26 protein-coding genes and 2 pseudogenes are annotated in these 25,217 nt (G+C 60.0%); 26 read left to right on the top strand and 2 right to left on the bottom strand.

Annotated features, from left to right (window positions below; translation table 11 throughout):
• Positions 1 to 16: 16 nt before the first annotated feature.
• Positions 17 to 1,426 carry a hypothetical protein gene (locus tag Tel_11905; GenBank protein ID ALP53778.1) on the bottom strand — a complete coding sequence of 470 codons (1,410 nt, stop codon included), beginning with the start codon at positions 1,424 to 1,426 and terminating at the stop codon, positions 17 to 19.
• Positions 1,427 to 1,432: 6 nt separating this feature from the next.
• Complete coding sequence (locus Tel_11900; protein ID ALP53777.1) at positions 1,433 to 2,116, bottom strand: two-component system response regulator; 684 nt, start codon at positions 2,114 to 2,116, stop codon at positions 1,433 to 1,435.
• A 236-nt stretch (positions 2,117 to 2,352) separates the two neighbouring features.
• Between Tel_11900 and Tel_11895 the strand changes: the two genes are divergently transcribed.
• The 26 genes and pseudogenes from Tel_11895 (at position 2,353) to Tel_11770 (ending at position 25,212) form a co-directional block, all read left to right on the top strand.
• The gene (locus tag Tel_11895; protein ID ALP53776.1) at positions 2,353 to 4,104 is read left to right on the top strand and encodes a copper resistance protein CopA; all 1,752 of its coding nucleotides are present in this window, start codon (positions 2,353 to 2,355) and stop codon (positions 4,102 to 4,104) included.
• Positions 4,105 to 4,253: 149 nt separating this feature from the next.
• Positions 4,254 to 5,015, top strand: coding sequence for a copper resistance protein CopB (locus tag Tel_11890; protein ID ALP54854.1), 762 nt, complete (start codon positions 4,254 to 4,256; stop codon positions 5,013 to 5,015).
• A 48-nt stretch (positions 5,016 to 5,063) separates the two neighbouring features.
• Entirely contained in the window at positions 5,064 to 5,555 is a 492-nt protein-coding gene (locus tag Tel_11885; GenBank protein ALP53775.1) for a hypothetical protein, read from the top strand.
• A gap of 35 nt (positions 5,556 to 5,590) precedes the next feature.
• Positions 5,591 to 5,917, top strand: a complete 327-nt coding sequence (locus tag Tel_11880; protein ID ALP53774.1) for a hypothetical protein — start codon at positions 5,591 to 5,593, stop codon at positions 5,915 to 5,917.
• Between the two features lie 48 nt (positions 5,918 to 5,965).
• Positions 5,966 to 6,652, top strand: coding sequence for a hypothetical protein (locus Tel_11875; GenBank protein ALP53773.1), 687 nt, complete (start codon positions 5,966 to 5,968; stop codon positions 6,650 to 6,652).
• 265 nt (positions 6,653 to 6,917) lie between these two features.
• The gene (locus Tel_11870; GenBank protein ID ALP53772.1) at positions 6,918 to 7,973 is read left to right on the top strand and encodes a hypothetical protein; all 1,056 of its coding nucleotides are present in this window, start codon (positions 6,918 to 6,920) and stop codon (positions 7,971 to 7,973) included.
• 9 nt (positions 7,974 to 7,982) lie between these two features.
• Entirely contained in the window at positions 7,983 to 8,390 is a 408-nt protein-coding gene (locus Tel_11865) for a hypothetical protein (GenBank protein ALP53771.1), read from the top strand.
• Between the two features lie 16 nt (positions 8,391 to 8,406).
• Positions 8,407 to 8,895: a hypothetical protein gene (locus Tel_11860; GenBank protein ALP53770.1), complete on the top strand. Its 489-nt coding sequence runs from the start codon at positions 8,407 to 8,409 to the stop codon at positions 8,893 to 8,895.
• 70 nt (positions 8,896 to 8,965) lie between these two features.
• Entirely contained in the window at positions 8,966 to 9,460 is a 495-nt protein-coding gene (locus Tel_11855; protein ALP53769.1) for a hypothetical protein, read from the top strand.
• Between the two features lie 83 nt (positions 9,461 to 9,543).
• A complete protein-coding gene (locus Tel_11850) occupies positions 9,544 to 12,006 on the top strand; it encodes a copper-transporting ATPase (protein ID ALP53768.1) in 2,463 nt (820 codons plus the stop codon).
• A gap of 15 nt (positions 12,007 to 12,021) precedes the next feature.
• Positions 12,022 to 12,297 carry a hypothetical protein gene (locus tag Tel_11845; protein ALP53767.1) on the top strand — a complete coding sequence of 92 codons (276 nt, stop codon included), beginning with the start codon at positions 12,022 to 12,024 and terminating at the stop codon, positions 12,295 to 12,297.
• Positions 12,298 to 12,498: 201 nt separating this feature from the next.
• A complete protein-coding gene (locus Tel_11840) occupies positions 12,499 to 13,161 on the top strand; it encodes an isoprenylcysteine carboxyl methyltransferase (GenBank protein ALP53766.1) in 663 nt (220 codons plus the stop codon).
• 2 nt (positions 13,162 to 13,163) lie between these two features.
• Positions 13,164 to 13,382 (top strand): hypothetical protein, encoded by a 219-nt coding sequence (locus Tel_11835; GenBank protein ALP53765.1) that lies wholly within the window; start codon positions 13,164 to 13,166, stop codon positions 13,380 to 13,382.
• Between the two features lie 8 nt (positions 13,383 to 13,390).
• The gene (locus Tel_11830; protein ALP53764.1) at positions 13,391 to 15,091 is read left to right on the top strand and encodes an alpha-glucan phosphorylase; all 1,701 of its coding nucleotides are present in this window, start codon (positions 13,391 to 13,393) and stop codon (positions 15,089 to 15,091) included.
• A 68-nt stretch (positions 15,092 to 15,159) separates the two neighbouring features.
• On the top strand, positions 15,160 to 15,432 hold the full coding sequence (locus Tel_11825; protein ID ALP53763.1) for a hypothetical protein: 273 nt from the start codon (positions 15,160 to 15,162) through the stop codon (positions 15,430 to 15,432).
• Between the two features lie 85 nt (positions 15,433 to 15,517).
• Positions 15,518 to 15,820 (top strand): metal ion permease, encoded by a 303-nt coding sequence (locus tag Tel_11820; GenBank protein ID ALP53762.1) that lies wholly within the window; start codon positions 15,518 to 15,520, stop codon positions 15,818 to 15,820.
• Positions 15,817 to 16,098 (top strand): hypothetical protein, encoded by a 282-nt coding sequence (locus Tel_11815; protein ID ALP53761.1) that lies wholly within the window; start codon positions 15,817 to 15,819, stop codon positions 16,096 to 16,098. The genes Tel_11820 and Tel_11815 overlap by 4 nt, the downstream gene beginning before the upstream one ends.
• Positions 16,099 to 16,145: 47 nt before the next feature.
• Complete coding sequence (locus tag Tel_11810; GenBank protein ALP54853.1) at positions 16,146 to 17,480, top strand: hypothetical protein; 1,335 nt, start codon at positions 16,146 to 16,148, stop codon at positions 17,478 to 17,480.
• Complete coding sequence (locus Tel_11805) at positions 17,477 to 18,082, top strand: hypothetical protein (protein ALP53760.1); 606 nt, start codon at positions 17,477 to 17,479, stop codon at positions 18,080 to 18,082. The genes Tel_11810 and Tel_11805 overlap by 4 nt, the downstream gene beginning before the upstream one ends.
• Positions 18,079 to 19,176, top strand: a pseudogene (gene porA / locus Tel_11800) (pyruvate ferredoxin oxidoreductase). Before Tel_11805 ends, porA begins: the two are co-directional and overlap by 4 nt.
• Before the next feature lie 86 nt (positions 19,177 to 19,262).
• Positions 19,263 to 20,183: pseudogene (locus Tel_11795) on the top strand (pyruvate ferredoxin oxidoreductase).
• A gap of 59 nt (positions 20,184 to 20,242) precedes the next feature.
• Positions 20,243 to 21,865: a hypothetical protein gene (locus Tel_11790; protein ALP53759.1), complete on the top strand. Its 1,623-nt coding sequence runs from the start codon at positions 20,243 to 20,245 to the stop codon at positions 21,863 to 21,865.
• A 38-nt stretch (positions 21,866 to 21,903) separates the two neighbouring features.
• A complete protein-coding gene (locus Tel_11785; GenBank protein ALP53758.1) occupies positions 21,904 to 22,623 on the top strand; it encodes a hypothetical protein in 720 nt (239 codons plus the stop codon).
• A 6-nt stretch (positions 22,624 to 22,629) separates the two neighbouring features.
• Positions 22,630 to 23,829 carry a hypothetical protein gene (locus Tel_11780; GenBank protein ID ALP53757.1) on the top strand — a complete coding sequence of 400 codons (1,200 nt, stop codon included), beginning with the start codon at positions 22,630 to 22,632 and terminating at the stop codon, positions 23,827 to 23,829.
• Positions 23,822 to 24,445 carry a hypothetical protein gene (locus Tel_11775; GenBank protein ALP53756.1) on the top strand — a complete coding sequence of 208 codons (624 nt, stop codon included), beginning with the start codon at positions 23,822 to 23,824 and terminating at the stop codon, positions 24,443 to 24,445. The genes Tel_11780 and Tel_11775 overlap by 8 nt, the downstream gene beginning before the upstream one ends.
• Positions 24,442 to 25,212 carry a protein containing YHS domain protein gene (locus Tel_11770; GenBank protein ALP53755.1) on the top strand — a complete coding sequence of 257 codons (771 nt, stop codon included), beginning with the start codon at positions 24,442 to 24,444 and terminating at the stop codon, positions 25,210 to 25,212. Before Tel_11775 ends, Tel_11770 begins: the two co-directional genes overlap by 4 nt.
• The last annotated feature ends 5 nt before the right edge of the window (positions 25,213 to 25,217 follow it).

The following is a 25,217-nucleotide window of genomic DNA, read 5'->3' as shown; positions in this document are numbered from 1 at the left end:
CCTTTGAAATTCCTTTTTACTTTGAGCGTATCGGTACGAGTGACGCTAGCAATGTAATTCGAAACTGTGTACAACCCTCGGTGGATGTCGCCTCGATTTTTCCGCCGTGAATGTCGACGATGGATTTGGCGATGGCTAGACCCAAACCGGCCCCATCGCCACTGCGTTGTCTTGAGGCATCCACGCGATAAAAGCGATCGAATAATCTTGGAATATGTTCTGGAGGAATGACTGGGCCGGGATTCTCGATGGTGACGGTGACCGCTTGGTTTGCTTCACGGTCGAGACATACCCGCACGCTGTCGCCTGATGGTGTATGCCTTATGGCGTTGGACAGGAGATTGCTGAGTGCGCGTCTTAACATGAGCCTGTCTCCCGGTGCCGTCGCATGACCTTCCAGCGTCAGCGACACACCTCGTTCTTCCGCCCAGGCTTCGTAATATTCAAAAAGTTCTAGCACTTCTCTGGCGAGATCGACATCGACGGTATTCGGTTCATACAGTCTGTTGTCGGTTTTGGCGAGAAACAGCATATCGCCGATCATCTGTGCCATGCGCTCATATTCCTCGATGTTGGAATAGAGGATTTCGCGGTACTCATCCACGCTGCGCGGCTTCGAAAGGGCCACCTGGGTCTGGGTCAGCAGATTGGTTACCGGGGTACGCAATTCGTGGGCGATATCGGCGGAAAAATTCGAGAGGCGCAGAAAGGCTTCTTCCATACGTTCCAGCAATTCGTTAAACGCAACGGCCAGATCGGTGAGTTCTCGGGGCATGGTCTCCGGCGGCAGGCGGGTGTTCAATTCGGCTGCGCTGATATGGCGAATCTGCGCGACGATATTATGAAGGGGCGCATGCCCGTGCCGTACCACGATCCATCCTATAAGACTCATAACGCCGATACCGCTTCCTACCATAAGCCATAAGGTGTCGCGGAATTTTTCGACGAACCGCAGGTGATAATCGATCGGTACGGCGACGGCGAGGGTGTAAGGCCCTCCCGCGGCAGAACGCTCGCCTATGGCTTGGATCAGCACCCGGTAGGTGTGATCTTCGCCTGTCCATTGGCGCACGCTACTGTCATCGGTTTCCTTGGCGGCTGGCTGCACGATCCTATCGAAGTCCGGACCGGGGCTGGCAAATATCGGCCGCTCGTCCCGACCGGCGAGGTAGAGGGATGCGTTGTGATGACCCACCAGGATGTCATTGAACCGCTGATCAGAGCGAGTGAGTCCGTCTCCGGATTCGGCGGTTGTTAGCACCCGCTGTGCGGCCCGGGCGATGACCTGGAGTTCACGGACGTCCTCGTTTGCAAAATGGTCTTCTATCGATCGTCCGATGAACCATCCGAAAAAGAGAAATACAACGACCACCGTGATACCAAAAAGCAGGGTCAGACGCAGCGTAAGTGACGGAGGATGGCGCATCTGCTTTCAGGTCTCGTTCGAGACGTCCACCATGTAGCCGATGCCGCGCACGGTATGGATCAGTTTGGGTGTAAAGTCTTCGTCGACCTTCGCGCGCAGGCGGCGTATAGCGACGTCAATGACATTGGTGTCGCTGTCGAAATTCATGTCCCACACCTGGGAGGCGATCAGGGAGCGCGGCAATACCTCACCCTGGCGGCGCATCAACAATTCCAATAATGCGAACTCCTTGGCGGTGAGATGGATTCGGCGACCTCCGCGAGTGACGCGGTGGCGTACCAGGTCCAGCTCCAGATCGGCGATCTGGAGTGTCGTTTCATTCGCCGGGATGGCGCCGCGGCGCAGTAGCGTGCGCACCCGCGCCAGCAGTTCGGTAAAGGCGAAGGGTTTGACCAGGTAATCGTCGGCGCCCAACTCCAGCCCCTTGACGCGATCGTCCACGCTGTCACGCGCGGTGAGAAACAGTACCGGGACCTTGCTGCCCGCCTCTCGTAGCGATTTCAGAATCCGCCAGCCATCGACGTCCGGCAGCAGGACATCGAGGATGACCAGATCGTAAGACTCGGTCATCGCCAGGTGATGACCGTCCAAGCCATGACGGGCGAGGTCCACAACGAAGCCGGCTTCGCTGAGTCCTTGCTTAAGGTAATCACCTATCTTGGTTTCGTCTTCGACGATCAGGATTTTCATAGTACATTCGCGTTGCCCGCTGCTGTATGTCGCTCCCTTTCAAAGCCTATCCTCCACGGGGTGCCAGAAAGATTACAGATGCATTACAAAATTGTAATGATTTTGTCACGCTAATAACAGCGGGCTGCCAATAACATACGGTTCATCAGCGTATGTCATGACGCGAAACGGGCGGGAACTTTTTCTGCCCCCAAACATACACGGGATGCATTTCTTACTGAAAGGGAAAACTGAAAATGAAGTCTTTTGATTCGTCAAAACAACAGTTGTTGCCGAATTTGCCGCGCCGCCGGTTCATGCAGGGTCTTGCGGCAGGCGGTCTGCTGCTGGGCCTGTCGCCACATCTGAGAACCGCGCGGGCGCAGGGGGCGGCGGCCGACGGGATGGCCACCGGTACGGCCCCGGTGCTTACCGGTACCGAATTCGACTTGACGCTCGGCGAGACGCCCGCCAATTTCACCGGCGCGCCGCGTACGGCCACGACTGTCAATGATTCCCTGCCTGCGCCGACGCTGCGCTGGCGCGAGGGAGACACCGTTACCATACGAGTGACGAACCGTTTACCGGCACTGTCCTCAATACACTGGCACGGCATCATTCTTCCTTACGATATGGACGGTGTGCCGGGGATCAGCTACAAGGGCATCGCGCCGGGTGAGACCTTCGTGTACCGCTTCAAAGTCCGGCAGTCCGGGACCTATTGGTACCATGCCCACACTCTCCATGAGCAGACCGGTCTGTATGGCGCCATTATCATCGATCCCGTCCAAGGCGATCCCGTCAAGGCCGATCGCGACCATGTCATCCTGCTGTCTGACTGGACTGATGAAGATCCGCTGGCGGTGCTGACCAAGCTCAAGAAACAAAGTGATTATTACAACTTTAATCAGCCTACCGCGAAGGATTTCTTCCAGGATGTGACGACAGAGGGGTTTACTGCCGCCATCGGAAAGCGGCGGATGTGGAACCGGATGCGCATGAACCCGACCGACCTCGCAGATGTATCCGGATATACCTATACCTATCTGATGAACGGCACCACACCGGCGGGTAACTGGACGGGTCTTTTCCGCCCCGGCGAACGGGTGCGCCTGCGCTTTATCAATGCCGGCACCGCCAGCTTCTTCGATGTGCGTATTCCGGGGCTGCCCATGACGGTGGTGCAGACCGATGGCCAGAATGTAGAACCGGTGACGGTGGAGGAGATGCGCATGGGACCGGGCGAGACCTATGACCTCATCGTCAAGCCCGTGGATGATGCCTATACGGTGTTCGCGCAGTCCGCCGACCGCAGCGGCTTTGCCCGCGGTACCCTCGCCACCCGCGCCGGCCTGACTGCCGAGGTGCCGGCGCTGGATGCGCCGGAGTGGCTGACCATGACAGATATGATGGGCGAGATGGGTCGGGGTGACATGGCCGGCATGCAGCATGGCGGACACGGCGGCATGGCCATGGCGTCCGGCGCCGTGCGCGTCCGGCATGCCACGACCGAATACGGTCCCAGTGTCGATATGCGCGTCGATACGCCGCGCACCAATCTCGATGATCCGGGTATCGGCCTGCGTAACAGCGGCCGCCGGGTATTGACCTATGCCGATCTGTACACACTCGGCGGGGCCCTGGACTCCCGCGAACCCGAACGGGAGATCGAGCTGCACCTGACCGGCAACATGGAGCGTTATACCTGGTCTATCGATGGGTTGGAGCTGGGCAAGTCGACACCGGTTCATTTTCGCAAGGGTGAGCGTCTGAGGGTCATACTCCATAACGATACGATGATGATTCATCCCATGCATTTGCACGGGATGTGGAGCGAGATGGAGACGCCGGAGGGCGATTTTCTGGTGCGCAAGCACACCATCAGTGTCCAGCCGGCCCAGCGGATTACGTTCAGTGTGACGGCCGATGCCCCGGGGCAGTGGGCCTGGCATTGCCACCTGCTGTATCACATGGCGGCCGGCATGTTCCGCGTCGTTACCGTGGCCTGAACCAGAGCATGTCGAAGGGAATGAAGATGATGAAGAGCACGATTATGATTGCTGTCGCCATCATGGCGCTGAATTTTCCCCCGCTTTGGGCCCGGGATGCGGCGGATCATGAGCGAATGACGATGGAGCAACCGATGGGCTCCGCTTCAATGGACCATGGCGCTATGTCGGATGCAATGGGGAAGGCGGATGAGGAATCAGGCGTCTCGGGCGCGCGCGACCCGCATGCCTATTCAGACGGATACACTTTCGATTCCTTAACCCGGCCGGTCGAGGCGGACGAGATGAATTTCGGCATGCTCTTGGTCGATCGCTTCGAGTCTGTTCGTACCAGCGGCAATACCTCGTTGACCTATGACCTGCAGGGCTGGTACGGCCGCGATTACAACCGTCTGGTGCTAAAGGCCGAGGGTGACATCGATGCGGGCGAGCTTGAAGAGGCGAGAACGGAGTTGCTCTGGGGGCATGCGATCGCACCGTTCTGGGATACACAGCTCGGTGTGCGCCAGGACAGTGGCGTGACACCGGATCGCAACTGGCTGGCGTTCGGTATCCAGGGACTGGCGCCTTACTGGTTTGAGCTGGACGTCGCCGGGTATGTCGGTGACGAAGGCCGTACCGCACTGCGCCTTGATGGCGAATATGATCTGCTATTGGCGCAGCGACTGATATTGCAGCCGAGTCTCGAGGCTGATTTCTACGGCAAGCGTGATGCTGAGCGCGCCCTGGGTTCAGGCCTGTCCGACCTGACGGCCGGTGTTCGGCTGCGCTACGAGATCCGGCGCGAGTTCGCTCCCTACGTCGGTATCGAGTGGGCCAGCAAGTTCGGCGGTACCGCTGACTACGCCCGCGCCGCGGGGTTGGACACGAAAGAGACGCGGGCCGTGGCGGGCGTGCGTTTCTGGTTCTGAGTGACAGCACAGGTGCCGACTTTAGGGACGACGCAGAGGAGAGCGCAAATGATCGGCAATAAAGAAGAACATTGCCCGATTTGCGGAATGAAGGTCGATAGCGGACGGTTGACAGTGGAATATCACAAGATGTTCTTTCATTTCTGTTCCGAACAATGCCGCGAGACGTTTAATGACCGACCCGCACTCTACAGCGGTAGGCGTGCCAAAGAACGCGGCGAGGTCGTCAAGCGGAGGAGATTGCGCCTGGCTGAATCGTTGGATTCCGAGACCGCACAGGCGGTCACGGAGTACTTGCAGGCGATGATGGGTGTTAAAGAGAGCCATGTGGTGGGTCGCTGGCTCATGGTCCGCTATGACTTGCTGCAACTGACCCTGGCGCAGATAGAACGCGCACTCCATGAGGTGGACGTCAAGCTTGATAATGGGTGGTGGCAGAACTCGAAGCGGGGTTGGGCGCGCCATACCGAAGAAAATGAGTTGAACAATCTGGTGGCGACACCGGGCGCTTGTTGCAACCGTCCGCCACCGCGTATTTGAGCGCTGCATCTTAAATCTTACACCAGGAGAAAGTTATGCCCCACAGAAAAGTGACCGCCATCATCCGCTCTGATGCACTTGAGAAGGTGGAATCCCGGCTCCAGGAATTCGGGGTGCGGGGCATCAGTGTGAGCAGGGTCAAAGGTTACGGAGAATATGCGAATTTTTATGCGCGAGACTGGCTGACTAGCCATGCTCGGATCGAGATATTCACGGCAGCAGAACATGCAGAACAAATCGTGGCCGCCATCATCGATGCCGCCCATGTGGGGCAGGCCGGTGACGGCATCGTCGCGATCTTGCCGGTGGAGAAACTCTACCGGATCCGTTCCCGGGCGGAAGCGTTCGCCGGCGAGATTTGACGCTGTAGACGTAAACTAAACTAAACACTTGAAACAGAGGACCATCGTATGGTTGAAATCATCCCCAACTGGCATCCCATCTTCGTGCACTTTACGGTAGCGCTGCTGTCGCTGGCGACAGGGCTTTTTGTGGTTACGCCATTTATCAAGTCGCCATTAAAGGAGCAATGGCAAATCGTTGCCCGCTGGGCGCTGTGGTTCGGCGCAGGTTTCACGATTGTCACCGGACTGGCCGGTTTATATGCCTACAACACCGTGGCCCACGATACACCCTCCCATGCCGCCATGACTGATCACCGCAATTGGGCCATTGCTGCGATTACTATATTTCTTGTGATGGCTATTTGGTCCGCGGTACGCGTGCGCCGCAAACAAGCCCTTGGCGCCGTATTCATTGCAGCAATGGTTATTGCCGGCGGTGTGCTGGCCTCTACCGCCTGGCGTGGCGGCGAGGTAGTGTATCGCTACGGCCTGGGAGTGATGTCGCTTCCAAAAGCTGAAGGGGAAGGTCATGCCCATGAACATGCTGATGGCGGTGGGCATGGCCATGCAAGTGAAACATCTGCCGCTAGTGGCGCGGTGGAGATGGCGAAGGAGCACCACGAGGAGGAAGATAGTCATGGTACGGACCATGCCCGTGAAGATCAGGCGATGACGAATATGGATGTGGCAAACGGCGGCGCGACTGCGCAGCCAAAGGATCGTCACGATGATGGTCATGAACACGAACATTAACCGTCAAAAGCAATCTATGAGCCATATGGAGTGATGCACGACGGCAACGGTTGGCGCTGGGGATTTGGCTTTTTGAACAGGGAGGTTCTTATGTCGCGAAGCCCAGGGAAGGGCTGGAGCGACCGGACACTGTGGGTTCGGGATCATCTTTTGGGTGATCTTGCTCATCGCTGCGCCGGTCAAATATGTGTCCGGAGGTCGTAGGTAACAGAGCAGCCGCGTAGTCACGTACACCGCTAATCGATGCTCAAGGAGGATATGAACAATGAAAAGAACGGTGAATTATCTATCGGTGCTGGCGCTGTTATTCCCGGCCGTTACCAACGCAGCGCTACAGATGTATGTCCCCACCGGGGAGGCCAACGACCTTGCGATTATCGATCTGAAAACAGATAAGGTCATCGGTCGTGTTACGGAACTTGAAAACGCCCATGGTCTGGCCGCCAGTCCAAACAGCGACTACCTGGTGGCCGGCAGCATGCAACCGGTGGGAGCCGACGCGGCGACTGGCGCGGTCAAACCGGCGGCGGTGAGCGAGGCCGAGCATGCGGGCCATCACGCAGCCGGTTCGCAGGAGTCCTCAGCTAACACTCCAAGCTATGTTTCCATGGTCCACCCAGAGCACGGTCGTGTCCTGCGCCGGGTTGCCGTGCGCGGGCTCACCCATCATATGGCCGTGTCGCCGGATGGGAAATACGCCATCGCCGTGCACTCCGGCGTCGGCGGTATCTCGGTGATCGATCTGGCATCCATGTCGGTGGTAAAGGAGGTCCAGACCGGAGACTCGCCCAATTATGCATTGTTCAACAGGGACGGCAGCAATCTTTATGTCTCAAACGCCTTGTCCGGCACGGTGAGCGAGATCGATACCCGTGTCTGGAACGTCAAACGTGAATTAGCAGTTGGCAAAGAACCGGAACATATGGCGCTGGCGCCGGACGGCAAAACATTGTTCGTGGCCAATGTCGGCGACGGGCAAGCGGTTGCGTTGGATTTAAGCCGGGGGGAAGTCGAGAAGCGCTATGCCGTAGGCCGAGAACCCCACGGCTTGGATGTTTCCAATGATGGCCGCTGGCTGTTTGCCACCAGTAAAGGGGAGGGCAAGCTCGTACGTATCGACCTGCTAGGCGACGAGCAAAAATCCATCGATTTGCAACCGGCGCCCTATCACGTCGAATACGTCGACGCGGTGGGCAAGCTTTATGTTTCAAGCCGCAAGGAACCGAAGATTTGGATCATAGAGCCCAAGTCTCTGACCGTGCACGGCTCGATCGCCATCGGCAAGGGCGTCGCGCACCAGATGGTTGTACTCGACCGCTAGGGGGACGCCATGCTTAGGATCGGGGAAGTCGCCAAACAAACCGGTGTCAGCGTCGACGCGATACGTCACTACACGCGCAAGGGCCTGCTCGCGCCAAGTCGTGATTCCAGCAACAGGTACCAGCTTTACTCCGGGTCCGATGTCCAGCGGGTGCGGTTTATCCTCCAGGCCAAGCGATTGGGATATACCCTTAAGGAAATCAACGAAATCGTCCGTGAGGCGGGGCAAGGACGTTCCCCCTGTCCCCGGGTGCGTGAGATTATCGAGGCACGGATCGACGAAAATCGGCAAAGGGTGGACGAGCTGAATGCCGTGCAAGCACGCATGGAGACGGCGCTTGAGCGTTGGAAATCAATGCCGGACGGCGTACCGATCGGCGATTCGGTGTGCCTCCTCATTGAAGGGGAAACCGAATGAAATACCATCCTGGAGCTTGACCGTGGTGTTGCACCAAGGTTCTATACTTGAAGCGAATGCGGGGCAATCAAGCGAGGACGCGAAGATGATGACGGTAACCGAATTGGCCAGGCGGGTCGGGGTGACACCCGATGCCGTGCGTCACTACCTTCGTATCGGTCTGCTTCAACCACAGCGGCACCCGGATAATCGGTACCGATTGTTCAGCCAGGGCGACGCTGGACGGCTGTATTTTATTCATCAGGCGAGAATGCTTGGATTCTCTCTGAAAGAGATTGCTGAGATTCTGGTGGCGAGTGAACGGCGGGATACAAGCTGCCCGGAAGTACATCGGATGATAGCCAATAAAGCTGAGCGTAATCGGACAAGGTTAGTGCGGCTTGAACGTCTGCAGGTTCTTTTAGATACCGCGCTGAAAAGATGGGAGCGACGGCCAGGCGCCGTTCCGTATGGACGCGACGTGCAGGCGTTGATCGAATCGATAGGGCTTGAGCGGCAACACTAAAGGCCGGTATAACCCGCGTATTCACCCGGTGATTTCAAGGATTGCCGAACAATGTAAAGGAGAAACGACGATGAACCTGAAACACGTTTTGATTCCCACCGCCGTGTGCTTGGCCATAGGGTTTTCCGTGGTCCAAGCCGATGATCGCCATCCTCCCTCGCAAGGGCGTATGAGCGGTCAGGCGGCGTCTTCCCCCGGTATGGGCATGAACATGATGGACATGGACCGGATGCAGGATCAGATGCAGGCTATGCAAGAAACCATGGGCCGAGCCCAGAAGACCGATGATCCAGAAGAACGCATGCGACTGATGCAGGAGCATATGACGCAGATGCACGAAATGATGGGCAACATGCGGGGGATGATGGGTCCGGGCATGATGATGCGGAGTAGTCCCGGTGGAAAGACGGGTTCAGGCGAGAAGTCCGGAGCGGGTAGCATGTCCATGGATGAGCGCCAGAAAATGATGGCGCGCCGTCTGGACATGATGCAGCAGATGATGGAACAAATGATGGGACAAATGATGATGCAACAGCGTAGTGAACATGGTGAAATGAAAAAATAACGAACACGCGCTCCCCTGACACACATGACTTTGTTGCGGCTGACGGGATTCGCGGCGGTGCTGCAAGGAGGTGAGGGATAAGGATGAAAGCAGAAAAAGATCCGGTATGCGGTATGAGTGTCTCTGAGGGCTCACCATATGTTATCGAGCATGATGGCCAGCAGTATCGTTTTTGCAGCGAGATCTGTTTGCACAAGTTCAAGGCCACGCCACTGAAATACACCCGGGGGCAGGTGGAACACGACCACGCCTGCTGCGGCGGGAAATCTCATGGCCATTCAGTGGAGGCGGCTGTCGAGCCTGAGACGGCGGATACCTCTGCTCTGTATACCTGCCCCATGCATCCTGAAATCGAGCAGCAAGGACCGGGCAGTTGTCCGAAGTGCGGGATGGCCCTTGAGCCGAAGGGTGTTCCCGCCCCAACCACAAAAACCGAATACACCTGCCCCATGCATCCTGAGATCGTTCAGGATCATCCCGGCAGCTGCCCCAAGTGCGGCATGGCCCTGGAGCCGCGCACGGTCGCGGCGGAAGAGGAAGACAACGCCGAGCTGCGCGACATGAGCCGCCGCTTCTGGGTCAGCGCCGTGCTGGCCATCCCGGTCTTCCTCAGTGCCATGGCGGCGGAATTCTGGCCCGAGCAGATGGCGGGGATCATCGATCCTAAACTGCGCCAGTGGACCGAGATGATCCTGGCAACGCCGGCAGTGCTGTGGGGCGGCTGGATTTTCTATGTCCGCGCCGTGCAGTCGGTCATTACGCGCCATCTCAACATGTTTACCCTCATCGGCCTGGGCGTGGCGGTGGCCTGGGGTTACAGCATGGTGGCCGCTCTCATGCCGAATATTTTTCCGCGTTCGGTGTTCAATGAGATGGGGGTGGTACCGGTCTATTTCGAGGCCGCCGCCGTGATCACGGCGCTGGTGTTGCTGGGACAGGTGCTGGAGTTGCGTGCCCGCAGCCAGACCAACGCCGCGATCAAATTATTACTCGGCCTGGCGCCGAAGACGGCGCGCATCGTCCGTGATGACGGTACGGAAGAAGACATCCCGCTGGAGCAGGTCCAGCCCGGCGACAAGCTGCGCATCCGCCCCGGCGAAAAGGTGCCAGTGGACGGCACCGTGGTCGACGGCCAGAGCCATGTCGATGAATCCATGGTCACCGGCGAACCGATCCCGGTGGAAAAGAGTGCCGGTGCCAAGGTGATCGGTGCCACGGTCAACGGCACCGGTGGCCTGTTGATGACGGCGGAAAAGGTCGGTGCCGAAACGCTGCTGGCGCAGATCGTGCAAATGGTTGCCGAGGCGCAGCGCTCCCGCGCCCCGATCCAGAAACTGGTGGATATCGTCTCCGGTTATTTCGTGCCGGCGGTGGTGATCATCGCCGTGATCACCTTTATCGTCTGGGGTATGTGGGGACCGGAACCGCGGCTCGCCCATGCGGTGATCAATGCCGTCGCGGTGTTGATCATCGCCTGTCCCTGCGCGCTCGGTCTCGCCACACCCATGTCCATCATGGTCGGCACCGGCCGCGGGGCGATGATGGGCGTGCTGTTCAAGAACGCCGAGGCGCTGGAGGTGATGCGCAAGGTGGATACCCTGATTGTCGACAAGACCGGCACCCTCACCGAAGGCCATCCCGAATTGGTGAGCGTGACCCCGGCCGAAGGCTTCGACGAGGCCGGGATCGTGCGCCTGTCCGCCAGTGTCGAGCGTGGCAGCGAGCATCCCCTGGCGGCGGCCATTGTGCGTGGCGCGGAGAAGCGCAAAGTGGAACTGGCGTCGGCGGATGACTTCCAGTCGGTTACCGGTAAGGGTGTCACTGGGGTGGTGGACGGCCGCAAGATCGCCCTGGGTAATATCAAGTTATTGCAGGATCTCGGCATCGACGCGGGCAAACTGTCCGCCCAGGCCGATGCCCAGCGCGGCGAGGGGCAGACGGTGATGTTCCTGGCCGTCGACGGTCGAGCCGCCGGACTCATCGGCGTGGCCGATCCGATCAAGGAGACCACGCCGGAGGCGATTAAATTTTTGCATGACGAGGGTATCCAGATCGTCATGCTCACCGGCGATAATCGCAAGACCGCCGAGGCGGTGGCCGCCAGGCTCGATATCGATAAGGTCCAGGCCGAGGTGCTGCCGGATCAGAAAGCCGCCGTGGTCAAACAGCTCCAGGCCGATGGGCGCATCGTCGCCATGGCCGGCGACGGCATCAACGATGCACCGGCCCTGGCCCAGGCCCAGGTGGGAATCGCCATGGGCACAGGCACTGATGTGGCGATGGAAAGCGCCGGGGTGACCCTGGTCAAGGGCGATCTGCGCGGTATCGTCCGCGCCCGCCGTTTGAGCCGCGCCACCATGCGCAACATCCGCCAGAATCTGTTCTTCGCCTTCATTTACAACGCATCGGGCGTGCCGGTAGCCGCCGGGGTGTTGTATCCCTTCTTCGGTCTGCTGCTCTCGCCCATCATCGCCGCCGCGGCGATGAGTTTCAGCTCGGTGTCGGTCATTACCAATGCCTTGCGGCTGCGGCGCGCTACTCTGTAAGTGGCATGGTGCACGATGGCGCACAGAACACGGAAGGGAAACAAACAGACGCGTATTCGCCGGGCCCTGGTTTTGCTCTGTGCGCTGGCCATGGTGGCAATAGCGATTCTCGCGCTTCTCTCTTGGGGCGTTACATGGGGATCGATGCTGTTGCTCGTGATAGCCGCCGGTTGCCTTGCAGCGATCTTTTATACCTGGATGACGGCAAGGCGGATCGACAAGCAGCTGGATAGTGTTATCCGCAGCGTGAATGAAGAACACAGTAACAGGCATGGAGGTGGCCGGGCATGAACATGGACTCACATCGGAAAGAATCGTGGTGGCGCTCTCGTAACGGGATCGCGTTACTTGGATTTGCCGCAGTCGCCGGATTTTTCCTGCTCGGCGAGCACCGCGCCCATGCCCTGGGTTGGCTGCCATGGCTGCTCCTGCTCGCCTGCCCGCTGCTGCATGTCTTCATGCACGGCGGCCATGGAAAGGAGGGGCACCGCCATGACTGAGACTGCACCCGCCTATGGTCTATGGTCGCTGGTGATCATTAATTCAGCGATCTTCATCTTTTTTGCCTTCAGTTTCTTCAAGCCGCAATCCAAACGCGACTGGCGCAGTTTCGGTGCCTTTTCCGCCTTTCTGGTGGCGTTGTTCACTGAGATGTACGGCTTTCCGCTGACCATCTATTTTCTTTCCGGTTGGCTGCAGAGCAACTACCCGCAAGTAGACTGGCTCTCCCACGACGCGGGACACCTGCTGGAGATGTTGTTCGGCTGGAAGGCCAATCCCCATTTCGGGCCGTTTCACATACTCAGCATGGTGTTCATCGGCGGCGGTTTCTGGTTGCTCTCTGCTGCCTGGGGAGTGCTTTACAAAGCCCAGAAAACGGGCGCATTGGCGATAACCGGCCCTTATGCGCGGATACGCCACCCGCAATATGTAGCCTTCGTCATGATCATGTTCGGCTTTCTGTTGCAGTGGCCGACGATCCTCACGCTGCTGATGTTTCCGGTGCTGGTCTACATGTACGTCAGGCTGGCGCGCTATGAGGAGAGGGCGGTAAGGGCGGAGTTCGGTGAAGCTTATGCGCGTTATGCCGCGCGCACACCTGCGTTCATGCCGCATCTGCGGCTTCACAACCAAAGCGAAATGAAGGAGAGATGACCATGAGCAAACGACATAAGAAAGATTCGGGCAAGCAGACGGCTAGCCAACATTTCAACCACGAAGAAAACCAGCGGATGCGCGATGAAGAGCGCCACGCCATGATCGCCGAGGCTGCCTATCTGTTCGCGGAGCAGCGCGGTTTTCAGGGCGATGCAGCCCTGGACGACTGGCTGAGGGCGGAGGCGGAAGTCAACGCCCACTTGTCAGCGAGCGAGTAAGTGGCACCATGGCCACCATAGACGATTTCATCCACGAACCGCGCGTCGCCTATTTTTCCATGGAGATCGCGCTGCGCAACGAGATCCCCACCTATGCCGGTGGTCTTGGCGTCCTCGCCGGCGACACCCTGCGTTCCGCCGCCGATCTGGAAATACCGCTGGTGGCGGTGACACTGGCGAGCACGGCGGGTTATTTTCGGCAGATGATCGATGCCGAAGGGAGGCAAACCGAACAGACCGATCCCTGGGAGCCATCCCAATGGGCTGTGTCTCTGGACGCCATCGTCGCGGTGACCATTGAGGGGCGGCGGGTCTGGATCGGCGGCTGGCTCTATGTCCTCGGAGGCCATATGAACGGCACGCAGCCGGTCGTATTGCTCGACACCGACCTGGAGCAAAATGGCGCCGATGATCGCGCCATCACGCGGCAGCTCTATGGTGGCGATGAGGCCTACCGGCTCAGGCAGGAGGTCGTGCTGGGCATTGGCGGGATACGCATGTTACAGGCGCTGGGGTTTCAGTTACGCCAGTACCACATGAACGAAGGGCACTCGGCGCTCCTGGCGCTGGAGTTGTTGCGTCGCTATGCCCATCCAACGGAGGAAGTGCGAGCTGGTGAATCGCCTTACGATATCCCCCGTGTGCGCGAATTGTGTTGTTTTACCACCCATACCCCCGTCGAAGCGGGGCATGACAAGTTCGGCTATGATCTGGTGCAGCGTGTCCTTGGCGATTACATTGATCCGCTCACCTTGCGGCATCTAGCCGGTGCGGAAGATCTTAACATGACTCGCCTGGCGTTGAATTTGAGCGAATATGTCAATGGCGTCGCCCGGCGTCATGCCGAGGTCTCGCGCCACATGTTTCCCGGTTATCACGTCCATGCAGTGACCAACGGCGTCCATCCCTTTACCTGGACCAGCGTACCGTTCCGCAAGCTTTTTGATGCCCGCCTGCCGGGCTGGTGTCATGAGCCGGAACTGTTGATGCGTGCCGAGTGCTGCATCCCTGATGAGTCTGTCCTGATGGCACACGAGGAGGCGAAACAACGGCTCATCGATGAGGTCAACACACGCAGCGGGATCTCTCTGTCAGTAGACTGTTTTACCCTCGGTTTCGCCCGCCGCATGACGGCCTACAAGCGTCCTGATCTGCTCTTTTCCGATCTGGAACGGTTGCAAGAGATAGCGCGACGCCATCCCATCCAGATCGTGCTGGCGGGCAAGGCACACCCAAAAGATGCTTCGGGCAAACAGTTGATCGAAACCTTACACAACCATATTCGCGAACTCGGCAGCGTCATTCCCGTCGCCTATCTCCCCGATTACGACATGGCCACGGCGTTGGCGCTGGTGTCGGGCGTGGATGTCTGGTTGAACACGCCGTTGCGGCCGATGGAGGCGAGCGGCACCAGCGGCATGAAGGCCGCGTTCAATGGCGTGCCTCACGTGAGCGTACTGGATGGTTGGTGGATCGAAGGCTGTATCGAAGGGATCACGGGCTGGGCCATCGGTGATGATGCATCGTCCGCCAACGGTAATGATGCCGGACATCTGTATCAAAAGCTGGAACAGACCATCCTGCCGCTCTATTACGAGGATCGCGCGGGATGGACGGCGATAATGAAGGGGGCGATCGCCAAGTGCGCCTCCTACTTCAACAGCCAGCGCATGATGCGCCGCTACGCCAGCGAAGCCTATGTGCGATAAACGGCCGTGCGCTACAGGGAGGGATCGGGAATTTGGAGCATCGATGGAAACAACGCAACCCGCTATCAGTGGAGGTGGTCGTCCGTCGTTGTGACGGTTTGATAGTGCATGGCAGGACGCGCGATTTTTCCACCGACGGCATGTTTATCCGTGCCGCCCGGCAGGCGGTGCCGACGAACACGGCGATAGAGATCGAGATTCCCCGTTGTGGTTGTCTGCGCGGCTGGGTGGTGCATGTCGGGGATGAAGGCATAGGTGTCATGTTTCGTGCGCTTAACAGCAAGGAGAAATGCCTTCTCAGGCAACTGCATGCGGAGAACTCGGCGACGCGGCGGAAGTGACGCCATGTCATAAACCCCGGCCTGCCCACTGTCCGGTTGAGAAGGGCGGGTTTGATGGGCCAGGTTTACATAGATGAGAGCAGGTATGGACGGTTTGTTGACTTTTTTGATCTTTGCGGGTTTGTTCTACGTCATGATGCGCTTCGGCTGCGGGGCGCACATGGTGCATGGTCACGGCGACCACTCCGGCCACGGTAGCGGCGGTGGGAAGCATATCGATCCCGTTTGTGGCATGGAGGTCGAAGTGGACAAGGGCTACGGCAAGATGTACGAAGGCACACTTTATCGTTTCTGCTCGAAGAGTTGCCTGGACAAGTTCGACGCCAATCCGGAGCAGTATCCCAATAAGCCCCCGGACAGTGGTGAGCACGGGGAGGATTTGCCATGAAGGGTTTGTCGCTCACGGCGGTCGGGCACGCCACCAGTCTGTTCTTTGTCATCACCTTCACGCTCTGTGTCGCATTCGATCTGGTCTTTCCCGAGCATGCCATGTACCAGGCCTGGCAAAAATTGTTGCCGGGTTTCGAGTGGCTGAGTTGGAAGAGCTTCTTTCTCGGCATGATCGAGGCCTATGGTTACGGTTGGTACGCGGCCTTGATATGGGTGCCGCTCTACAATGTTTTCGCCGCCCGCGCGTTGAAACCGCGATCGCCGCGAGACGAATGAAGGTTCGGGAAGGCGATGAGGGCGCTGCGGTGTTGAAGAGGAATATCATACGGACTTCAGCGCCGGCTGCCGCCGGTCCGCCGGCGTCACTGGCGGCGCGGCGCATCCTCGGACGTGTCCTGGCAGGCTATCGCGGCAAGGTCGCGGTCCGGCTGTGGAACGGTGACATCGTGCACGGTGCAAGTGATGCCCCTTGCACGGTGGTATTTCAACACCCCGCGGCGCTGCGAGACCTGGTTGTGCGCCGCGACTTGGTGCGTCTCGCCGAAGCCTATCTCGTCGGCGAGATCGATCTGGATGGTGACGCCGAACGCCTGTTCGACCTGGTGCCGCACATGCAACAGCTGGTTCTGCCATGGCCGGAGAAGTGGTGGCTCCTGCGCCAGGCGTTGCGTCTGCCGGCTCGTTGGGAAGCGGAAGGTTCGTTGAGCGCGCGCCCCTGGCGTTCGAGGGTGAACAATACGCGACAGAGCATTGCCCATCACTATGACATTGGCAATGACTTCTACCGCCTGTGGCTGGATCCGGAAATGGTCTACTCCTGCGCCTATTTCCGCGATGCAGACCAGACGCTCGCCGGCGCCCAGCGCGACAAGCTGGATTACATCTGCCGCAAGCTGCGGCTGGCGCCGGGTCAGGCCCTGCTTGACGTCGGTTGCGGCTGGGGGGCGCTGGCCTGCTGGGCGGCACGAAACTACGGCGTACGGGCCCATGGCATTACCCTCAGCGAGCAGCAGTACCGCTATGCCGTTGAGCGGGTACGCAACGAAGGGCTACAAGGGCAGGTAACGATAGAGCTGCGCGACTATCGTGATCTGCCCGAAGAGGTACTCTACGACCGTATTGTCAGTGTCGGCATGTTCGAACACATCGGTGTGGCGAATTTTCCACTCTATTTCCGAACTGTCAGGCGGGTGTTGAAGCCTGACGGCCTGTTCCTCAACCACGGCATCACCAATGACACCGGCTGGCGGGATACGCCGATCACGCGCTTCATGAACCGTTACGTCTTTCCGGACGGCGAGCTGGCCCGCATCAGCGACGTCTCCAACGCCATGGAACAGGCCGGATTCGAGATCATCGACGTGGAGGGGTTGCGTCGTCACTATGTTTTGACTCTGCGCCAGTGGATAAAAGCCCTGGAGGTGAACCGGGAACAGGTAGTGGAATTGGTGGGTGACACCACCTACCGGGTGTGGCGCCTGTATATGGCGGGCTCCGCCTGGTATTTCGACGAGGGCAGTACCAATGTCTACCAGGTCCTGGCCGGCCACGCGCGCCAGTCTTTGGCAACGCCGCTACGACGTGATGATCTCTACGAAAAGAAGGCCGGGCGAACCACGCCTGAACGGAAACACGAGATGACGGAGTCTGTGACATGAGCGATGCAAAACGGAATGCCGGTCATGACGTTCCGCACGAAATCCGCTTTCACGGCCGCGGCGGCCAGGGCGCGGTCTCGGCGGCGGCCTTGCTGGCCCTGGCGGCCTTCGAAGATGGCTTCGAGGCCCAGGCCTTTCCCAAGTTCGGTTCCGAACGGCGCGGCGCGCCGGTGGAGGCCTATGTGCGTATCAGCACTTTGCCCATTCGCGCTCACAACCAGGTCTATAGTCCGGATGCGGTGGTGATTCAGGATAGCACCCTGCTGCATTCCGAGCCGGTCCTGCAGGGGATCAAAGCAGATGGCTGGGCGATCCTCAACAGTGAGCAAGGGCCGCCAGCCTATGATGCGGCGTTTCAATCCTTGCGCTGGGTTGCTGTCCCCGCCACGCGTATCGCTGAGCAGTTTCTGGGACGTCCTTTGCCCAATACGGTGCTGCTGGGCGCGCTGGCCGCCGCCACCGGCTGGGTCAGCCTGAAGGCGCTGGAGCAGGCCGTTTCCAGCCATTTGGCCAACAAGGGCGAGGCGGTGGTCAAGGCCAATATCGAGGCCTTGCACGCTGGCTACCAGGCCGTCGCCCCGCAACAGGAGCAGGCATCATGAGACAGTTACTTGAAGGTTCCCGCGCCGTGGCCGAGGCAGTGCGTCTGTGCCGGCCGCAGGTGATCGCCGCTTATCCCATCACACCGCAGACCCACATCATCGAACACCTGGCCCAGTTCGTCGCCGACGGCGAGTTGAATGCCAGGTTCATCAACGCCGAGAGCGAATTCGGGGCCGCCTCCATTGTGTTGGGGGCGGTGGCCGGCGGCGCCCGGGCGTTTACCGCCAGCGCTTCGCAGGGCCTGCTGTTGATGACCGAGGTGCTGTACAACATCGCCGGTATGCGTCTGCCTCTGGTGATGGTCTGCGCCAATCGCGCGGTCAGCGCGCCGATCAATATCTTCAGCGATCACCAGGACAGCATGAGTATGCGCGATGCCGGCTGGATACAGCTCTACGTCGAGAGCAATCAGGAGGCGGTGGATACCGTTATCCATGCCTACCGCATAGCCGAGGCCTGTGAGTTGCCGGTGATGGTGTGCATGGACGGCTTCTTTCTGACCCACACCTTCGAACCGGTGGCGATCCCCGCACAGGCTGCCATTGATGAATTCCTGCCGCCGTTTGCCTTTACCCGAGTCCTCGATCCCGCCCGGCCCATCACTTTGGGCGGCGGCAGCGAGCCGGACAATTACCTGGAGTACCGTGCCGGTCAGCATCAGGCGCTGGAACAGGCGAGTGAGGTGATCGCGGCCATCGATGCCGAGTTCAATGACCGTTTCAAACGCGGTTATGGCGGACTGGTGGAACCCTATTGTCTGGAGGGGGCGGAGACGGTGATAGTGACGCTGGGGTCTACAATGGGGGCGCTGCGTGATGTGGTGGATACGTTGCGCGCAGACGGGGTGTCGGTGGGGGCCCTGCGGCTGCGCTGTTTCCGGCCCTTTCCCGCGCAGGCCATTACGCAACACCTTGCCGGCGCCGTACGCATCGTGGTGTTGGAAAAGGCCTTCAGCGCCGGGGCGGGTGGCATTGTCGCCGGCGAACTGCGGGCGGCCCTGTACCAGGTTGGGAAATCGATACCCATCGAGAGTGTCATTGGTGGCCTCGGTGGCCGCGACCTGACGCCTGTGGTGATCGAGGCGATCTTGCGCCGCACGGCGGCGGGGGAGTCGTCCGCTGCCTGCCGCTTCGCCGATCTCAGCTTTGACGCCGTGCCGTCAACTCAGGAGGTCTAGCCATGGATACCCGCGACAGCCATCGACACAATGTGCTCACCTCCGGTCACCGCGCCTGCTCCGGCTGCGGCGAGGCCATGGCGGCGCGCATGGTTGCCGACCTGATCGGCCCCGAGGCGATCTATGTCAATGCCACCGGCTGTCTGCAGGTCTTCACCACGCACAACCAGCAATCATCATGGCAGGCGCCGTGGATGCATTCCGTATTCGGCAATGCAGCGGCGGTCGCCGCCGGTGTGGAAGCGGCGCTGCGCGCCCGCGGCGAGGAGACGCCGGTGGTGGTGCAGGCGGGTGACGGCGGCACCTTCGACATCGGTCTGCAATGCCTGTCCGGCATGATCGAGCGCGGCCATGACGTGCTGTTCGTCTGTTACGACAACGAGGCCTATATGAACACCGGGGTGCAACGCTCCAGTTCCACGCCCCATGCGGTACGTACCACCACCTCGCCGCCGGGCCGGATCAGTGAGGGTAAGCACCACCTGAAAAAAGATTTGATCTCTATCGTCGCCGCCCATCGCATGCCATACGCGGCCACCGCCACCGTGGCCTATTTCCCCGACCTCAAGGCCAAGGTAGACAAGGCCATGGGCATTAAAGGGCCGCGCTTTCTTCATGTGTTGTCGCCGTGCCCGCTGGGCTGGGATCACGACGCGGCACTGTCGGTGACGGTGGCGCGGCTGGCGGTGGAGACCGGCCTGTTTCCATTGGTCGAACTGGAGTATGGCGCGGTGACCGGCGTGATGCGTCTCGCGCGCCAGCGGCCGGTTGAGGAGTATTTGAAGCTGCAAGGCCGCTTCAAGCATCTATTCGCCGGCAAGGGCGGCGCCGAGGAGATCCGCCACCTGCAGGCCCTGGCCGATGCCAATATCCGCCGCTATGGCTTGCTGGACGCCGATACCGAGTGGGATACCGACAAGGCATCGCAGGCGCAGCGCCACGGCCGCGGCGGTTATGCCACGCCAAGCCGGGAGGTCTCCTCATGAGCCGCCTGGCCATCGAACCCGGCAGCACCGTCGCCTATCACACCGGCGACTGGCGCAACCAGCGGCCGGTCTATCGCGACAAGTGGCCGCCCTGCGGACAAAGTTGTCCCGCCGAGGAGGATATTCAGGCGTGGCTGGCGCTGGCCAGCGATACGCAGTGGGAGTCGGCCTGGCGCAAACTCACGGAACGCAATCCCCTGCCGGCGGTGATGGGGCGCGTCTGTTATCACCCGTGCGAACGCAGTTGCAACCGCGCTCATCTGGATACCGCGGTGAACATCCACGGCGTCGAACGCCATCTCGGTGATCTGGCTTTGGAACATGGCTGGCGTCACCGGCCGCTGACTGACCAGCAGCAGACGCAACAGGTGGCGGTGGTGGGCGCGGGACCGGCGGGCCTGTCCTGCGCCTTCCAGCTGGCGCGGCGCGGTTATCCGGTGACGATCTTCGATGCCCAGTCGACGCCTGGCGGCACCCTCTACAGCGGCATCCCCGAATATCGCCTGCCCAAATCGGTGTTGCAGGGCGAGATCGATGCGATCCTCGCACTGGGGATACAACTCAAACTTAACACCCGCATCGGCGCCGAGATCAGCGCCGACGCCCTGCGCTCGGAGTTCGCCGCCGTCTTTCTCGCCGTCGGCGCCTTGCAACCGCGCACCTACCCCGACGACGGCTATGGCGGCCACAGCGTGATGAGCGGTGTCGATTTCCTGCGCCGTATCAACGCAGGCGAGCGCTTGAGACTGCCCAGGCACGTCGCCGTCATCGGCGGCGGCAATACCGCTATCGACGCCGCGCGTTGCGCACGCCGGCTGGGGGCGGAGGTGACGGTGGTGTGCCCGCAGGACCCCCACGGCAGGCACGGGGGCCATCCCGGTGCGGAGATGCCCGCCTCCCTCGACGAGGTGATCCAGGCCGAGGACGAGGGGGTGCGCCTGCTGTATCGTGCCGGCGTGCGCCGCCTGGTGCGCAGTGGCGCTCACCTGTCCGGCGTGGAGATCGCCCGTGTCGATCAGATCCATGACCGTCATGGCCGTTTCAATCCGGTCTTGTTCGAAGGGACCGAGGAGTTTCTGCCCGCCGGTCTGGCGATCTTCGCCATCGGTCAGGAGGTGGATTGGCAGGGTCTGGAGGCGCTACTGGAGCCCCAGTCGCCCGATGTCTTTATCGGCGGCGATGCGGCGGGTCTGCCGCGATTCGCCGCCACCGCCGTCGGCAGCGGCTATCAGGCGGCGATGTCGATCATCGCATTCCTGACCGGCACGCCGTCGCAGTATCAGCATCATGACAAGGCCGAGGTCACCTTCCGCGACATCAAGCCGGAGTATTACCCCAGGCTGGCCCGCCGGGAGGGCGCCGTTAAGGCTAACCCCTCTCTTGACTTCGACGAACGGGTGGCCGGGCTTGGGGGCGACGATGCCTGGCGTGAGGCCGGTCGCTGCCTGAGCTGCGGCGTCTGTTTCGAGTGCGACAACTGCTGGCACTTTTGCCCCGACGCCGCAGTGATCAAGAAGGAAGGGGGTTATGCGATCGACTACGACTACTGCAAGGGCTGCGGCATCTGCGCCGCGGAGTGTCCCTGCGGGCACATCGATATGGAACGTGAGGCCGGGTAGTGCGCTGGGCAGGAATATTAATGGGAAGGAAAGGGCGATTGAAAATTTGGCACAGATTCAGCGATGGCATCCCTGATTACCTGGCGCGCCATTACTGGTGGGCCTACCTGTGGCGTCCCGGGGTATGGTTTTTTGACCACCAGCCCATCATCAACGCCATTCTGTTCGGCCAGTATAAACGCCTGCTCAGGCAAACCTTGCAATGTCTGGAGAGCCGGCCGCCGGGGCGCCTGCTGCAACTGACCTGCGTGTATGGCCTCTTATCCCCCAGTATCGTGAATGAGAACAAAGATCATTCTGTGTATCTCTGTGATGTCGCGCCCGTGCAGCTTGAAGCGGTGCGGCGCAAGTTGAACAACGAGGGACACAACAGCGTGTGTCTTGCACACATGAACGCCGAGAAGCTGGCATTCAAGGATGACAGCTTTTCCACAGTGCTGGTCTTTTTTCTGTTTCACGAGCTGCCGGCAGATGCGCGGTCCCGTGTTATTGATGAGCTTGTACGGGTGATCGAGGCGGGAGGCCAGGTGATCATAGTCGAATACGCGCCGTTGCCGACGCATCATTTTTTGTACCGCATCTTTCCATTGCGCAGGTTGTTGATGCGCCTGGAGCCTTTTCTCGCGGAGTTCTGGCGGGAAGACCTTGCCGCGGCTCTGCATTCCAGGGCCAAAGGGTATGGCAAGGCGTTCGAGCGCACCCGCGCGGACTATTTTTTCAACCGCTTTTACCGCGTCGAAGTCTACCAGGAAGGGTGAATTTGCATGGCATTGACTGTTCCAAAAGAGCGCTCCGAAGGCACTGTCCAGATTGCCGGCGCGGGACCGGCGGGGCTGGTGGCGGCCATCACCTTGGCCCAGGCGGGGCGGCGGGTTATCGTCCACGAGGCCCAGCGGGAGGTAGGTTACCGCTTTCAGGGTGATCTCCAGGGACTGGAGAACTGGAGCACCGATCAGGATGTCCTCGACCTGTTGCAGGGGCTGGGCATCAACACGGATTTTGATGCCTTGCCGTGCGATCGTGGTTGGGGCTTCGATGCCTGGGGTGAACGCTACGACATGAGTGGCAAGAAAACGCTGTTCTACATGGTGGAACGGGGTCCCGGGCCGCGCACGCTGGACACGGCCTTGCTCGATCAGGCGCGCATGCTGGGGGTGGATGTACGTTTCAACAGCCGGCTCGACCATGTGGACGGGGACGCCATCCTTGCCACCGGACCCAAGACGGCGGATGCCATCGCTGTCGGTTATCACTTTGACACCGATCGTGACAACGGTTTTTGGATCATCTATGACGACAACATCGCCCCCAAAGGTTATGCCTATCTTCTGATCATGAATGGCCGCGGCACCGTCAAGAGTTGCATGTTCACCGGCTTCAAGCAGGAACAGCAGTATGTGCAGCGTACCGTGGAGGCCTTTCAGCGGCTGGTAGGGCTGGAGATGAACAATCCCCGCTCCCATGGCGGCGCCGGCAACTTCCGTATCCCGGAGCGCGCCGTCGCCGGCGGCCACCCGGTGGTGGGTGAGCAGGCCGGCTTTCAGGATTTTCTGTGGGGTTTTGGCATGCGCTTCGCGATGATATCCGGCGTGCTGGCGGCGCACAGCCTGCTTGAGGGCGAGCACTACGACGTACTGTGGCGGCAGGCGCTAGGGCCGCAACTGTGGAACGGCCAGGTCAACCGCGCCATCTTCGCCGCCCTGGGCAATCGGGGTTACCGCTGGTTTTTGCGCCGCAACCAGACACAACACTGGGACGCCCATCGTTTTCTGCACGGTTTCTACCAGCCCTGGCCGGTAAAACGGTTGCTGCTGCCCTGGGCGCGCCGGCAGCAGCGCTTGCGGCGCAAGGATGCAAGCTGCGATCACGTCGATTGTCACTGTGTATGGTGCCGCCATGGCGGCCACGCCGGTGCGGAGATTCATTGTGACAATAAGCACAGACCGGAAGGTGTTCATGGATAACGCCGTTGCCTTGGTCGAGGCCTATCTCTACGTGAACGGCTACTTCACCGTTACGGAATACCCGGTCATCGAAGGGGTGCGCAAGGGCGGCTTCCGCGTGGCGACGGATCTCGACGTGATGGCCTTTCGTTTTCCCCACGCCGGACGGCTGGTGCCGGGCGCGCGCGGTGAATATGGCATCTTTAGCCCTGATCCGGCATTGCGCTGTCCCCCTGATCGGGCGGACATGCTGGTCGGGGAGGTGAAGGAGGGGCGCGCCGAACTCAATCGCGGTGCCCGGGATCCGGACGTGCTGCGCGTCATGCTGGCCCGTTTCGGTTGTTGCGGTCTGGAAGACGTGGAGGGGATAGTGAAGCAATTATTGCGTAAAGGCACCGCCGTAGTTCCCGCCGGACATGGTGTGCGTCTGGTCGCCTTCGGCATGACACATGAGGGCGACCCGCCACACGGTTATCATGCGGTGTCTCTGCTTCATGTCATGCAGTTTCTCGAAGCGTATCTGCGCGAACACTGGGGGGTGCTGCACAATGCACAGTTCAAGCACCCGGCATTCGGTTTTCTTGCCTTGTTGCAGAAAACCCTGCACGGCAAATCAACCGGGGAGGAACCGTCATGATGCGTGATCCCGTTTGTCTCATGGAGCTCGATCCGCGCAAGGCGGCGGCAATGGCCGAATTCGGAGGTCATGCCTATTACTTTTGCTCGGAGGGGCACAAGCAGACCTTTATTTCACAACCCGAGATTTATCAGGACAAGGCGCCCGCCATGCGGTTGACCATCGGGGTGATGGGCTCGGCGGGCGATGATCATCCCGAGGCGGTTAAGCAGCAAGTGCGTGCCCTGGGCCAGGCGATCGGAGGACGTGGTTTTGTCCTCATTACCGGCGCCTGTCCCGGCCTGCCCTACGAATGCGCTGTCGGTGCACGGCAGGAAGGCGGCTGGTCGGTGGGGATCTCGCCGGCGCTGAGCCTGGATGAACATGTGCACAAGTATCACTCGCCGACGGACATGTTCGATGTGCTGATCTACACCGGCAGCGGCTTGATGGGGCGCGAGGTCACCAATATCCGCTCCAGCGACATGGTAGTGATCGTCGGCGGGCGCTCCGGCACCCTCGGCGAGTTCGCCATCGCCTACGACGAGGGCAAGCTCATCGGCGTGTTGCAGGGCAGTGGTGGTGTCACCGGGGAGATTCCCCATATCGTCGCCAGCTTCGGTGACAAGGACACCGGCGCGCGGATGATCTACGAGGCCGATCCCGCTGTGCTGATTGAGCGCATGGTGGCGATGTATATCGAGCAGCATTACCGGCACCCGTCCTGTTTTTGCGGAGGGGCGGACACAATAGGTGATGAGGACGAGGACCGACCGGCGATGAAATGATTTTT

Source organism: Candidatus Tenderia electrophaga (genome assembly GCA_001447805.1).
Classification (GTDB): domain Bacteria; phylum Pseudomonadota; class Gammaproteobacteria; order Tenderiales; family Tenderiaceae; genus Tenderia; species Tenderia electrophaga.
The sequence above is the reverse complement of the archived record's forward strand: the minus strand, read 5'-3'. Positions and strand labels throughout refer to the sequence as shown.